At 72.6% G+C, this 13,397-nt stretch carries 12 protein-coding genes; 2 read left to right on the top strand and 10 right to left on the bottom strand.

Annotated features, from left to right (window positions below; all coding sequences use genetic code 11):
- Positions 1 to 252: 252 nt before the first annotated feature.
- From BBK14_RS17120 to BBK14_RS17110, 3 genes are all read right to left on the bottom strand, one after another.
- On the bottom strand, positions 253 to 1,194 hold the full coding sequence (locus BBK14_RS17120; RefSeq protein WP_071063694.1) for an LLM class F420-dependent oxidoreductase: 942 nt from the start codon (positions 1,192 to 1,194) through the stop codon (positions 253 to 255).
- Positions 1,195 to 1,681: 487 nt separating this feature from the next.
- Positions 1,682 to 2,236, bottom strand: a complete 555-nt coding sequence (locus tag BBK14_RS17115) for a hypothetical protein (RefSeq protein WP_241831612.1) — start codon at positions 2,234 to 2,236, stop codon at positions 1,682 to 1,684.
- A gap of 221 nt (positions 2,237 to 2,457) precedes the next feature.
- Entirely contained in the window at positions 2,458 to 2,910 is a 453-nt protein-coding gene (locus BBK14_RS17110) for a GNAT family N-acetyltransferase (protein WP_071063692.1), read from the bottom strand.
- A gap of 331 nt (positions 2,911 to 3,241) precedes the next feature.
- Between BBK14_RS17110 and BBK14_RS17105 the strand changes: the two genes are divergently transcribed.
- Positions 3,242 to 4,399 carry an SMP-30/gluconolactonase/LRE family protein gene (locus tag BBK14_RS17105; RefSeq protein ID WP_241831611.1) on the top strand — a complete coding sequence of 386 codons (1,158 nt, stop codon included), beginning with the start codon at positions 3,242 to 3,244 and terminating at the stop codon, positions 4,397 to 4,399.
- Between the two features lie 42 nt (positions 4,400 to 4,441).
- Here BBK14_RS17105 and cbiE read toward each other — a convergent pair whose 3' ends face one another.
- The 4 genes from cbiE to BBK14_RS17085 all read right to left on the bottom strand — a co-directional run bounded on the left by cbiE (position 4,442) and on the right by BBK14_RS17085 (position 8,683).
- Positions 4,442 to 5,782, bottom strand: coding sequence for a precorrin-6y C5,15-methyltransferase (decarboxylating) subunit CbiE (gene cbiE / locus BBK14_RS17100; RefSeq protein WP_071063690.1), 1,341 nt, complete (start codon positions 5,780 to 5,782; stop codon positions 4,442 to 4,444).
- Between the two features lie 65 nt (positions 5,783 to 5,847).
- A complete protein-coding gene (locus tag BBK14_RS17095) occupies positions 5,848 to 7,191 on the bottom strand; it encodes a sensor domain-containing phosphodiesterase (RefSeq protein ID WP_071063688.1) in 1,344 nt (447 codons plus the stop codon).
- Positions 7,192 to 7,311: 120 nt separating this feature from the next.
- Positions 7,312 to 7,578 carry a TFIIB-type zinc ribbon-containing protein gene (locus BBK14_RS17090; RefSeq protein WP_071063896.1) on the bottom strand — a complete coding sequence of 89 codons (267 nt, stop codon included), beginning with the start codon at positions 7,576 to 7,578 and terminating at the stop codon, positions 7,312 to 7,314.
- Positions 7,579 to 7,642: 64 nt separating this feature from the next.
- Positions 7,643 to 8,683, bottom strand: coding sequence for a phosphotransferase (locus tag BBK14_RS17085; protein ID WP_235013581.1), 1,041 nt, complete (start codon positions 8,681 to 8,683; stop codon positions 7,643 to 7,645).
- 142 nt (positions 8,684 to 8,825) lie between these two features.
- Between BBK14_RS17085 and pepN the strand changes: the two genes are divergently transcribed.
- Positions 8,826 to 11,399, top strand: coding sequence for an aminopeptidase N (gene pepN / locus BBK14_RS17080; protein ID WP_071063686.1), 2,574 nt, complete (start codon positions 8,826 to 8,828; stop codon positions 11,397 to 11,399).
- Here the strand turns inward: pepN and BBK14_RS17075 are convergent.
- From BBK14_RS17075 to BBK14_RS17065, 3 genes are all read right to left on the bottom strand, one after another.
- Positions 11,386 to 12,207: an enoyl-CoA hydratase/isomerase family protein gene (locus BBK14_RS17075; protein ID WP_071063684.1), complete on the bottom strand. Its 822-nt coding sequence runs from the start codon at positions 12,205 to 12,207 to the stop codon at positions 11,386 to 11,388. The genes pepN and BBK14_RS17075 overlap by 14 nt on opposite strands.
- Positions 12,208 to 12,272: 65 nt before the next feature.
- Positions 12,273 to 13,100 carry a hypothetical protein gene (locus tag BBK14_RS17070; RefSeq protein ID WP_083391023.1) on the bottom strand — a complete coding sequence of 276 codons (828 nt, stop codon included), beginning with the start codon at positions 13,098 to 13,100 and terminating at the stop codon, positions 12,273 to 12,275.
- Between the two features lie 20 nt (positions 13,101 to 13,120).
- Positions 13,121 to 13,351 carry a hypothetical protein gene (locus BBK14_RS17065; protein ID WP_071063682.1) on the bottom strand — a complete coding sequence of 77 codons (231 nt, stop codon included), beginning with the start codon at positions 13,349 to 13,351 and terminating at the stop codon, positions 13,121 to 13,123.
- Positions 13,352 to 13,397 lie beyond the last annotated feature (46 nt).

Raw genomic sequence — 13,397 nt, 5'->3', positions numbered from 1 at the left:
GGCGACCCGATCTCGGCGACACAACGATTGAGACTGGGGTCGGATGATCCCATCCGCGAGATCACGCTGTCCGGTAGCCCGCCGCAGGTGTTCGTCGACGCGATGGGACGTATGGGCTCTCGTCTCGTTGCGGGCCCGCCTCCACCCCGGCCAGCGCCGCACGCCCGTGCGAGGGCACCCGCGCCGGAAACAAGGGCCCCACTTCGCCGCTGCGGTTGTGGGAGGTGGCGACTGGTCGGCAGGTGCGGGAACTTAGTCCGCGGCGAGCGCGGACGCGAGGTCCATCGGGTTGGGGCCGCCGTTCACGATCGAGAGGACCGGGGTGGTCACCCCGTGTTCGACGTACCGTCGCAGGCCGGCCCGGCACTGCTCGACCGTCCCGTGCACGATCAGCTCGTCCACGACCTCGTCCGGGATCGCGGCCAGGGCGGCCTTGCGATCGCCGGCCGCCCACGCGCTCCACATGCCCTCCAGCGCCGACTGGCGGCCGAGCCACAGGTGGAACTCCCGGTATACCGGCACCGTCAGGTAGGCGGCGATCATCTTCCTGAGCAGAGGGCGGGCGGCTGCCGGGTCGTCGTGCACGTACACGAAGATCCGGGCGACCACCTCGGCGTCAGAGTTGTGTTCACGCACGTGCGGTAGGACGGTGTCGCAGTCGGCCGGCGAAAGCCAGTTAAGGATCACTCCGTCCGCCTCGCGACCGGCGAACTCGAGCATCCGAGGTCGCAGTGCGGCGACCATGATCTTCGGCGGGGCGGGCGGTACGACGCCGAGCCGGAAGCCGCGGACCGTGAAGGACGGGAACTCCTCGCTGATCTTCTCGCCGGCGAAGGCCCGGCGCAGGAACCGGACGGTGTCCAGCATCCGCTGGTACGGGCGGCTGAACGGGATGGAGTTCCAGTTCGAAACGATCACATCCGACGACGTGCCGAGTCCGAGGACGAACCGGCCCGGCGCGGCGGCGGCCATTGTCGCCGCGGTCTGGGCGAGCAGCGCCGGGCCGCGGGTGTAGGCCGACACGATCGCGCTGCCGAGCCGCAGCCGTGGTTCGCCGGCGGCGAGCGCCAGCGGAACGATCCCGTCCGTCGTGGTTGCCTCGGACGACCAGACGTCGGTGTAGCCGGCGTCCGCCAGTCGCCCGCACAGTGCGGGCAGGTCCGTCAGGGGCGCATCGGCCAGCGGAATCGTCATCCCCCCAGCGGCCAGTTCCGGACGAGGTCGGATCMTGGTCGGTGACGGTCCCGGCTGGGGCGGGGCTGGCGCCCTGTCCGCCGGAGGGCGTCCTGCCCGCGCGGTCGCTTTCGTCGCTCTGATCGCTCGTTGTCCGAGTCACCGGCGGAGTATCCCGCAAAACATTCGCATCTGACCCGGACAGCCGTCGTATCCGGCCGTCATCCGCCGCGATCGACCCAGGCGCCTTCGAGTCGCGTCCCCGCGTACCGGCGGATACAGGATGTCGACCACTCCTGGCAGGTGGTGCTACATCCCGTGACGGGGGTGGCGCAGTACCCGACGTGCAGCGTGTCCGTCACCGCGGCCCCGCCTGGCCCAGGCGKCGATCCAGCTCGGCGTCCAGGGTCGGGCGGGCGGATAGGAGTCCTGGTGACGCATGTGGCTGGAACAGCACGCCGTGGCTCCTGCCACCATCGCACAGGTACGGGTACGGGTACGGGCATCTTTAGCAGCCCCTGTAGGTGCGTTCCGGGTCCGCCAACGCAAATAGGTCGAAGTTGCGGGGATCTGGGCCGAGAATATCTTCTGGCCCTTCGTCAAGGCCGCCCGGAAACCCCACGGACAGAAACACGATGACACCTTCGATCGACCGGGAAAAGCACAGCCGTGCCCCGAAGCGAACACGTTGACCGGGATGGATCTCGTCGGCGCGCTCCAGCTTCCACCCCGCCGCGGGCACGGCGCGGCGGTAGAAGTCCGCTACCTCGTCGACCGTGCCCGCGGAGTACACACGCGAGGCGTACGGGATGTTGGTGCTGTCGGTGCAGCCGTAGCTGACGCCCTGATCCTGAAGCGTTACACCGGTGGGACGCAGCTCGAACTCGGCAAGATCGTTCAGCCTCGCGTCGAGGCTCCTGTCCTGGGCTGTGCATTCTCCCCCCGGCCAGCGATCGGGCAGCCAGCCGTTTTCGGACAGACGGGGGCTCGGGTGACTCTGCAATAGTCTCTCGCCGATGTCTGAACGTGGCCGGCGCGAGGCTACCATTTTGACCGCGTCCACGGTGGTTGTGTACTGCGCCGGGAAGTGCGCGCACCTGCTGGCTCCATCTGACGGAACCGTAACCGGGCAGTCGGAGAGGGGGCCACGCCCGCGACGCTACTGCGCCCCAAGCCTTCGGGTCATGAAAATACCTGTGCCATGTGCGTCAGCGGCCCACCCGGGTGATCCTCTGGAAGCTCCAAAGTTGCGTGCGTCGGGGGAGTGGTGTGGATCTCGCGGCGTTATGTTGCGGGGCGGAGCGGGACGGCGAAGTGGTGTGCGGTGATGGTCATGCCGGTGTTGAGGTACAGCCGGTGCGCGTCGGCCCGGTCGAGTCCGACGCCGGAGTCCAGGTGCACCTGCGCGCACTCGAGCTGTCGCGCCTCGTCGAGGAGCCAGTCGAGTAGACGTCTGGCGTATCCCTGCCGTCGGGCGCTCGCGATCGTGGAAAGGTCGTCGACGTAGAGGAATCGGCCGGCGGACAGGGAGTGGCGGACTCGGAAGCCGGCGACGGCCAGCGCACTCGGCTGGCCCCGTTCGAACACGCCGACCAGCCGGTAGCCCTCCAGGCGTTGCACCTCGTCGACGATACGGACGAAGTCGGCCGTGCCCACCAGCGTGGGCCGTAGCTGGGAAAGCGCGGGGAACGCTGAGGCTGTCGCCGGCGGCAGGATTTCACGGATCTGGCTGGTCACGTGGAAGGACGTTAATGCGGGAGGTCGGTGCCCGGGAGCAGGCCCTGCATCGCAGCGCGGCCGCGGCTCGGCGGATGAGCAGGGATTCCATCCGCCCCGCGTTCGGTGGATCCGTACGTCCTCGGCCGTAGCGCGGCGATCGTGATCTCCGGTGGGGTGCTGCTACTGTCACGTCGCATGATCGTCGATCCTGGTGTGGGTTCGACTCACGACTGCGTCGTGCGTGCGCTCGTCGAGCTGATGGTGGGCACATGCCCGGACCGAGTGCTGCGTGTCGCGATCGACGGTCCGGACGCGGCCGGCAAGACGACGCGAGGCGGCGAGCGATGCGGTGCTCATCGTCGACGGTGTCTTCCTCCTCCGGGGCGAGCTGCGCGATTATCGGGATCTCAGCGTGTTCCTTCAGATCAGCCCTGCCGAATCGCTGCGCCGTGCGCTGCGCCGCGACGTCGCCCTGTTTGGTTCACCCGACGCGGTCCGTGAACGCTACGAGGCGCGCTACCTGCCCGGCCAGGCGCTTTACCAGGCTTCCGCCGCGCCCGGGGAACGCGTCGACGTGCTGATCGACTACGAGCGTCCAGAGGGCCCCGCGTTCTGCGTTGGCCCGTGTGAGCAGCCGGCACCGTGCTGGCAGCAGAGGAGCACCGTGAACGAGATACGGACGTTGCTCACCGGGCGTGGCCTGGTCGAATCGCCGCGCTGGCATGGTGGGCGGTTGTACCTCTCGGACTGGTCGGCGGGCGAGATCGTCGCCGTCGATCTCGCCGGCGGAAGCGAGGTGGTCGCGCGGGTGGAGTCGCTGCCGCTGTGCACCGCCTGGCTGCCGGACGGCCGGCTGCTGATCGTCTCGTCCGCGGCCGGACTGCTGCTGCGGCGGGAGCCTGACGGGGCCCTCGTCACCCACGCCGACCTTGGTGGGGTCGGCTGGAACGACATCGTGGTGGACGGGCGAGGCAACGCCTACGTCAACCAGGTCGGTTTCGACCCGGTGGGCGGGGAGTCGTTCGGGCCCGGCTCCGTCGTTGTCGTCACGGTGGACGGCTCGGTGCGCCAGGTGGCCGACAACGTCGCCTTCCCCAACGGGATGGCGGTGACCTCCGACAACGCGACCCTGATCGTCGCGGACTCGTACCGCCACTGCCTGTTGGCCTTCGACATCGGCGCCGACGGCGGGCTGTCCAACCGCCGGGTCTGGGCCGACCTCGGCGTAGGTGCCCCGGACGGCATCTGCGTCGACGCGCAGAACGCGGTCTGGTACGCCGACGTGCCCAACCAACGGTGTGTGCGGGTCGCCGAGGGCGGCACGGTGCTGCGGACCGTCGAGCTGGACCGTGGCTGCTTCGCCTGCGCGCTCGGCGGTCCCGACGGGACGGAGCTGTTCATGGTGGCCGCCGAATGGCGGGGCATGACCGAAGCCGAGATGGTCTCCCCGGGCTCCGGGCAGGTGCTCGTCACCCAGGTCGACGTGCCAGGGGCGGGCTGGCCGTGACACAGCCCGCCGTGCGTCCGGGGGCCCTACGGATATGGAGCCCTACTGATCGTGGGGACGGGTCGCCGCCCACTGGGTGACAGGCATCATCGGGCGCCAGCCGGCGAAGCCGCCGACGGGTGACGCACGGCTCACCGCCAGCCGGATGAGATCCCCGCCGTGCCGGGCGTGCCACTTCGCCAGGATGACCTCGGATTCGATGGTGACCGCGTTGGCGACCAGGCGGCCGCCGGGGCGCAGCGCCTCCCAGCTGCGGGTGATCGTGTCCGGCGCGGTCAGCCCGCCGCCGATGAACACCGCGTCGGGGACGCCGGTCTCGTCGGCCAGGTCGTCGAGGGCGGCGGGGGCGGTCGCCGCGACGACCCGCAGTGCCGGCACGCCGAGCGCCTCGGCGTTTCGGCCGATCATGCGGACGCGGTCGGCGTGGGGCTCGACGGCGACGGCCCGGCAGGCAGGGTGGGCCCGCATCCACTCGATGGAGATGCTGCCGCAGCCGGCGCCGACGTCCCACAGCAGCTCGCCGGGGGCCGGCGCCAGCCGGGCGAGGGTGACGGCGCGGATCTCCCGCTTGGTGAGCTGGCCGTCGTGCTCGAAGACGTCGTCGGGCAGCCCGGGGATTCGGGGGAGGTGGCGGGTCTCCGGCCCGGCGGTCAGCTCCAGCGCGACCAGGTTGAGGTCGGCGGTGGAGTCGGGGCCGGCGTCCGAGCTGTCGGCCGAGGTCGCGGCGCCCTCGTAGACGCGCGCCTCGGAGCGGGCGCCGCCGAGGGCGCTTGCCCGGGTGTCCCGGCGGCGTTCCGCCGGGCCGCCCAGGTGCTCGAAGATCGTGACCGTGCTCCCACCGAAGCCGCGGTCGGTGAGCAGCCGGCACAGTTGCGCGGGCGTCCGGCGGTCCGCGCTCAGGACGAGCAGCCGCCGGCCGGCGGTGAGCGCCGGGTGCACCGTGGCCAGGGGACGGGCGACCAGGCTGACGATCTCGGTCGTGTCCAGCGCCCAGCCCAGGCGGGCGCAGGCGAGGGAGACCGATGACGGATGGGGGAGCACCCGGACGCGGGCGGCGCCCAGCTCCCGGACGAGGGTTGTTCCCAGGCCGAAGAACATCGGGTCGCCGCTGGCCAGCGCGCAGACCCGCGCGCCGGCGTGTGCGTCGACCAGCTTCGCCAGTGCGGGCACCAGTGGCGACGGCCAGCGCACCCGGCGGGCGCGGACCGCGGCGGGGAGCAGGTCGAGCTGCCGTTCGGAGCCCATGATGACCTCGGCCCGTGACAGTTCGTCGCGGGCGGCCCGGGTGAGGCCGTCCCAGCCGTCGTCGCCGATGCCGACGACGGTGACCACCGGGCCGCCGGCCTCCTGGTGGGTGACGTCTGTGTTCCCGGGGTCAGCCATGAGATCGACCTGCCACGGACCGCACGGTAGCGGAGCCGGCGGTGACGTGTGCCCTCTGGCGTGGTCTACCCCGGTGGCCACGCGTTCCGGTAGCCAGCAAGCTCACGTTGTGTGAGCGTTCGGGTGCCCGTCGGTGTCGGGATGGTCCGCGTGCCGCTCGTCCCAGGCGGTGGGCCGGACGCGAGCATGCCCGGGCGGGCCAGCAGGAAGCCCTGGACCTGATGGACCCCGGCCTCGCCGAGGACCTCCAGCTCCCTGGACGTCTCCACGCCCTCGGCGAGCACGGTCGCGCCGATGTCCTCCGCGAAACACACGAGCGCGGTGGCCAGCGCCCGGCAGGCCGGGGCGTCCTCCCCGATCTTCCGGATGATGCTCTGGTCCATCTTGATGATGTCCGGCCTGAGCTGTAGCAGCTGGTGCAGGCCCGCGTAGCCGGCGCCCACGTCGTCGAGCGCGGTGCGTACCCCGCGGCCGCGCAGGGCGTCGAGCGCGAGCATGACCGTCGGGTAGTCGTCGATGCGGCTGTGTTCGGTCACCTCGATGATCACCCGCTCCGGCGGGATGGTGGCGAGCAGGTCGATCAGCGCGCCCGACACGATGGCGGCCGGTGACGCGTTCACGGACAGCGGCAGCCCGGCGGGCAGCCATGGCAGCGCCGCGAGCGCGTTGCGGATCGCCGCGACCTCCAGCTCGACGCCCAGCCCGACGGACGCCGCGTCGGCGAACCACCGCTGCGGGGACGACTCGTCCGAGCCGGCGGTGCAGGTGCCGGGGCAGCGGGAGAGGGCCTCCACACCGGCGATGTCGAGCGTCGCCCGGTCGTAGATCGGCTGGAAGACCATCGCCGGCCCGCCGTCGTCGATCAGCCGGCTGATCCGGCGCCAGACGCGGTCCCGCTCGCGCCAGTCGCCACGGTGGTCGGAGACGCAGTTCGACAGCGCGTCGGCGATCAGAGCCAGGAACGACGCGTCGCGGTCGCGCAGCGCCGGGCCCGGGTTGTGGCTCATGCACGCCAGCGAGCCGTACACGGAGCCGTCGGGCAGCAGCACCGGGGCCACGACATAGCTGCCGATGTCGACCCGTCGGGCCAGCGCCGGGTCCGCGGTGCGCCCGTCCCGCCCGGCGTAGCGGACGACCTGCGGCAGACGTCCCTCGAGTGCGGCCCGCGTCCGCTCGTAGCTGGCGGTCGTGCCCACGGCGATGCCGAACGACTCGATGTCGCCGTCATAGTGCTCGACGACCAGGACGTCGGCCACCCGGCGGGTGATGACGGCCAGCTCCATCCCGAGCCGGTGCCGGGCGACCGACATCAGCCCGGCCACGACCGCGCCGCACTGCTCGGTGTGGAGCGGGTCGACCGTCGGCGAGCCGGCGGACAGGTCGCGCGGATACCGGGCCGTCGCGGGCATTGCTGCCTCCCTGGGCCGCCTTACGGGAGTCCCTGGAGGCGATACCCGCTGGTGGCGGGAGGTAGGCGTCCGCGTTCAGCCGCCGGCCGTCGTGGGGAGACCGTCAGTCGGGGGAGACCGTCAGGAGGAGAACAACATCCGGGTGAGGCGGCCGTGGCCGTACCCGTGGCCGTGGCCGTGCGAGCCCCAGGCCGGCGGGGCGTAGTGGCCGCCGGGCGCCATCGGCGGAGGCGGCTGCGCCGGCTGCGCCCACTGCGACTCCAGGCGGGTGAGCGCCTCGAGCTCGCCGTAGTCGAGGAAGATCCCGCGGCAGTTGTCGCACTGCTCGATCTGGACGCCGTTGCGGTTGTAGGTCCGCATGGATCCGTGACACTTCGGACACACCATGGTCTGGTAACTCACGGCAGCAGCCTACCGGGCGGGTCGTGTCGGTCCGTACTTTTCGCGGCTGTCAGTGTCCCGACCACATCCGGCGGGCGCAGGCCACGAAAGCGTCGGCGCCCTCGTCGAACGGGGTGCCGTCAGTGGCGAGGTCGGTGACGGCACCGGCCGCGTACTGCACGGCCACCGCCCGTGCCGGGCCGTCCAGGGCCTCCCACGGATCGCCGTCGGGGCCCGCCGCCGGGCCGCCGGCCTCCCGGTAGGCGCCGAGGAAGGTTCCCCAGACCTCGGCGGGCAGGATGCCCGCGGCGAACCAGGCCGCCGGACGGGCCAGATCCCAGGCGGGATCCCCCCAGCCCAGGTCATCGACGTCCACGATGCGCCATCCGGCGTCCGCGGCGCTGGCCGGAGCGGAGGCCACCCGGACGACCTGGCCGAGATGCCAGTCGCCGTGGATGAGGGCCGGCGCCGTACCCGGGCGGGCCGGCGTCCGCCCGAGCCAGGACGGCAGCGTCGGGTAGGCCCGCCGGACTTCGTCCGCCAGCCGCTCGATCTCGCGCACCGACGCGCCCGAGGCGGCGCCAGCCCGGGTGGCGCGGGCCACGGCGGCTTCCATGCGGTCCAGCGAGCGCCGCAGGCGGGTACAGACGCCGGCCGCCGGGACGTGCGCCGGGGCGAGCGCGGTCAGGTCCGTGGCGTGCAGGCGGGCGAGCAGCGCGGCGGCCGCCGTCCATGGCGCGTCCTCGACGCGGGCCTCCACCTCGTCGACGCGCAGCGCCCTCCCGGCCGGCCAGGCGCTGACGAGACGGCCGCCGACCGGGGCGAGCAGGCCGCCGTGGCCGCCCCGGATGCGCAGGGGAGACAGCAGTATGTCGCCGAGCCGTGGATCAGCGGCCAGCCGCAGCCGCGCGAGCAGCGGCTGGAGCTCCTCCTCGGCCATGTGCGTCTTGACGACGAGATCACCGTGCCGGACGACCAGCCGGCCCTTGCGGTCGGTGAGCACCTCGCCTCCGGGGCGGGTGAGTTCGTCGAGCGTGACCTGGGCGGGGGACGTCCCGCGCGGAGGCCGGTGCCCGGGGGCGTCGTCGCGCTGGGCGGCGCTGCTCGTCATTGGTCCGATTTTGCCGGTGTGGTCCTGAGCGGCGCGGCCCTGGGCCGGTTCCGGGCCGGTTCCGGACGGGACGGGTGCGGTCGAGGGCGCGCGCGGAACCCGACAGGCGCGGTGGGGCGGGCCGGGCACTACCGTCGGGCAGATGCAACCGCTGAGCCAAGCCGAGGCCGTGGCCCGAGCCGCGCTCGTCCAGGTCCACTCGTACCACGTCGACCTGGACCTGACCGGGACCTCGTCCGGCCCGCGGTTCACCTCGACCACCACGGTCTCGTTCTCGTGCCGGCAACCCGGCGCGGCCACGTTCGCCGAGCTCAAGGCGATCGGGGTCGAGCTTGCCCGGCTCAACGGGCGCGACCTCGGCCCGGGTGCCGTCGCCGGGGGCCGGCTCGCGCTGCCCGACCTGCTCGCCGACAACACCCTCGAGGTGCGGGCGACCATGGAGTGCACGAACACCGGTGAGGGGCTGCACCGGTTCACCGACGCCGAGGACGGCGAGGTCTACCTCTACGCGCAGTCCTTCCTCGACGACGCCGCGCGGATCTTCGCCTGCTTCGACCAGCCCGACCTCAAGGCGCCGCTGAGCCTGACGGTGACCTCCCCGCCGTCCTGGGAGGTGCGGGGGAACGGCGCCGGCACCCGGGTCGGCCCGGGGCGCTGGGAGTTCGCGCCCACCGCCCCTCTGTCTACCTATGTGGTCTCTCTCGTCGCCGGGCCGTACCAGGTGTGGAGCGCGACCCACGACGGGGTGGCGCTGGGGCTGGTGTGTCGGCGGTCGCTCGCGCCGTACCTGGACGCCCAGGCGGCCGAGATCTTCGAGATCACCACCGGCTGCCTCGACCACTACCACGAGCTTTTCGGTATCCGGTACCCGTTCGGGAAGTACGACCAGGCGTTCGTGCCCGAGTTCAACATGGGCGCGATGGAGAACCCGGGCCTGGTCGTCTTCCGCGACGAACTGGTGTTCCGCTCCGCGGTCACCGAGGCCGAGCGCGAGCGGCGCGCCGTCGTGATCGCCCACGAGATGGCGCACATGTGGTTCGGCGACCTCGTGACCATGCGCTGGTGGGACGACCTGTGGCTCAACGAGTCGTTCGCCGAGTACCTGGGCACCCGGGTGACGGCCGCGGCGACCCGCTTCACCGACGCCTGGACGAGCTTCGCGGTGGGCCGCAAGAGCTGGGGCTACGCGGCCGACCAGCGGCCGTCCACCCACCCGGTGGCCCCCGACGACGTCGCCGACACCGCACGGGCGCTGCTCAACTTCGACGGGATCTCCTACGCGAAGGGCGCCTCCGCGCTGCGTCAGCTCGTCGAATGGGTGGGCGACGACGCGTTCCTGGCCGGGCTGCGGGCCTACTTCACCGCGCACGCCTTCGGCAACGCCACCCTGGACGACCTGCTGACGGCGCTGGCGCGGGCCAGTGGGAAGGACCTCACGGCGTGGTCCGCGGCGTGGCTGCGCCGCGCGCAGGTCGACACGCTGCGTCCCGAAGTGATCCTCGACGACAGCGGTGCCTACGTCTCCGTCGAGATCACGCGGACCGCCCCGGCGGACCATCCCGCCGAGCGACCGCACCGCGTCGGCATCGGCGTGTACGACAGTGACCCGGACAACGCCCCGGACGGCGCTCCCGGCCCGGTGACGCTCGTGCGACGTGTCCTCGTCGATCTTCCGTCGTCGCCGGCCGGCGGGCGCACGCCGGTGCCCGAGCTCGCCGGCACCCGTCCCGGCCGGCTGCTGCTGCTCAACGACGGGGACCTCACGTACGCCAAGATCAGATTCGTCGCGGGGGAGCTGCCCGGCCTCGGCGCCGTCCTGGCTGAGCTGGGCGACCCGCTCGCCCGCGCTGTCGTGTGGGCGGCCGTCGCGGACGCCACCCGGGACGCCGAATGGCCCGCGGCAGACTACCTGGCGCTCGCCGCGCGGGCGCTGCCCGCCGAACGCTCGGTCGCCGTCTTCGAGGACGCGCTGCGCTTCGCCGCCGCGACCGTCGTCGACGTCTTCCTGCCCGAACGGGACCAACCCGCCGCCCGCGCCGCGCTCGCCGGCGCCTGCCGCCGCGTCATCGCGGGTGCCGCCGGGACGTCCGGCCTGCTGCTGGCGGCGGCCCGCGGCCTGGTGCGGTGCGCAGGGACGTCCGAGGTGGACGAGCTGCGCGGCTGGCTCACCGGCCGTGGCGTCCCCGACGGCCTCGTCGTCGACCCGGACCTGCGCTGGCTGGTGCTCGACCGGCTGGTCGTCCTGGACGCCGCCGGGGAGGCCGAGATCGCCGCCGAGCTGGACCGCGACCGCAGCACCCGGGCCGCCGAGCATGCCGCGCGGAGCAGGGCGGCGATCGGCGAGCCGGCGGCCAAGGCCCGGGCGTGGCAGGCCGTCACCGAGGACCGCGCCACCTCGGTACGGCTGGTGGCGGCGACGGCCCAGGGCTTCTGGCGACCGGAGCAGGCCGAGCTCACCGCCGGCTACGTCGACCGGTACTTCGCCGACATGCCCACGCTGGCGTCGGCCCGCTCCCCGCATGCCGTCCGGCAGGTGGCCGCCGCCGCCTTTCCCCGTTACGCGGTCGAGGCCTGGACGCTTGCCGCGGCTCAGGAGATGTTGAGCCGCGGCGACGTCGGCCAAGTGCTCTCCCGCGTGGTCGTCGACGCCGCCGACGACCTGCGCCGGGCCCGCACCGCCCGCGAGCTGCACCTGCGGGTGATCAGCGCCCCGTGAAGTCGGGGGTCCGCCGCTCGGTGAACGCTGCCCGTGCCTCGGCGTAGTCCTCGGTGGACTGCACGATCGCCATGTGCGAGGCGATCATGTCGAGGCTGGCGCGCAGGTCCATGGTCTGCGACTGGTAGACGGTCTTCTTGATCATGGCGGCGGAGATGGGGGACATGCCCGCGAGCCGCCCGGCGAACGCGTAGGTCGCGTCGAGGAGCTCGTCGTCCTCGTAGACCCGGTTCACCATGCCGATCCGCTCGGCCTCGACGCCGTCCACCGTGTCGCCGGTCAGCAGCAGTTCCAGCGCCTTGGCCGGTCCGACCAGGCGGGGAAGCAGGTAGCACCCGCCATCGCCGGGAACCAGGCCGATCTTGATGTAGCCCTCGGCCAGTCGCGCCGAGCGCCCCGCGAACCGCAGGTCGCACATCAGCGCCATGTCGAGCCCGGCGCCGACGGCCACCCCGCTGATCGCCGCGATGAGCGGCTTCTCCAGGTCGAGGACGGCGCGGGCCACCTTGTGGACGCCCTCGGTGAGCATCCGCCGGCGCGCGATCGGTGTGGGCTCGATGCCGCCCAGCACCGCCAGGTCGATCCCCGAGCAGAAGGCGCCGCCGGCGCCGGTCACGACGACGACCCGCACCCGGGGGTCGGCGGCCGCGGACCGCAGCGCCTCCGCCCAACGGTCGATCATGGTCAGGGTGAACGCGTTCTTCACCTGCGGCCGGTTGAGGGTGATCGTCGCGATGGCGCCGTCCACCGTGTAGATCAGCTCGTCGGCGTCAGGGCGGGCCGGGCGGGCCGTGTTCTCGTCGCTCATCTGGCCGTCCTACCAGTCCAGCCCCGCCGGAGGCGCTGGTGTGTGCGCGAGGCCCTCTGCAGGCGTCAGTGTGAACGTTCCCACCAGTGGTGGCGGCTGTGCCGGCCGCCACCGGCGCTCGCGGGCTCGCGGATCCCGGCGGGCTCGCTGGTTCCGGCGGGCTCGCTGGTTCCGGCGGGCTCACGGGTTCCGGCGGGCGGGGTGTCCGCGCGGCGGGGCTCGTCCGGGTAGACCGACGCCTCGTCGAGGCCCGGCCCGGCGGCAGCCCGGCCGGCGGCCGCCTGGTCCGCGGCGGCCTGGTCCCTGACGGCCTGGTCCGATGCGGGCGCGGCCGGTTGGAGCTGGCGGCGGTGGCCGCGGGCGTGCCGGCTCGGTTCGGGATGCCCGAGGCGCCGCCGCCGCGCCGTGGCGACGTCACGGACGCCGACCACGCTGAGCCGGCCGAGCGCGCTCGCGCCGAGGAAGAGCATCGCCGCGCCCAGCCCGTAGAAGAAACTGATCATGATGAGCGCCTGGAGTCCCTTGCCCCCGAGCGGGACGCCCATCGCCGCCGGGTTCCAGATCTGTGACAGCGGTGGCCCGACGACGAACCACACCCCGGCGACCGTCGCCAGCGTGGCGCCGAACGCGGCCATCGCCCGGTTCTGGCTGAATATCAGGATCAGCCCGCCCACGACCGCGACGATGCCGGGCAGGACGGACAGCCAGAAGCGGTTGGCCGTCCACTCCCACGTCTGCGTCGTGAAGCCGAAGTCGAAATAGGGCCCGACGAACGGGATGAGGGCCCCCCAGATGCCGAGCGCCACGAGCAGGAACCCGCTGAGGGCACCCTTCGTCCGCGGGACGTGCCACATGTCGCGACCACGTGGCCGATCGATCACTGCCGTGTCCATGCCTTCTCCCTCCCCGTCCGTTACCGCGGTCCGCGGGTGGTCGCCGAACGGGTCGTGCTGACGTGGGACATCACGCCCGCGGGCCACAGAGCCAGGGCCGCGAGCACGGCCACCGTCGTGGCCACGGCGAGCAGCACCCAGGCGTTGAGGATCATCCCGACCAGCGCGAGCACCAGTCCGACGACGACGACCCCCGTGAGCGCCCACACAAGGACGGGGCGCTCACGGGGCGGGCTCGAGTGCATGGTCATCGGACACCTCGGTTCCTTGGCCGGCCACGGGCCTCCCGCATGGGCC

It is taken from the genome of Parafrankia soli (assembly GCF_001854695.1).
Taxonomy (GTDB): domain Bacteria; phylum Actinomycetota; class Actinomycetes; order Frankiales; family Frankiaceae; genus Parafrankia; species Parafrankia soli.
This window is presented reverse-complemented; position numbering and strand designations above follow the sequence as displayed.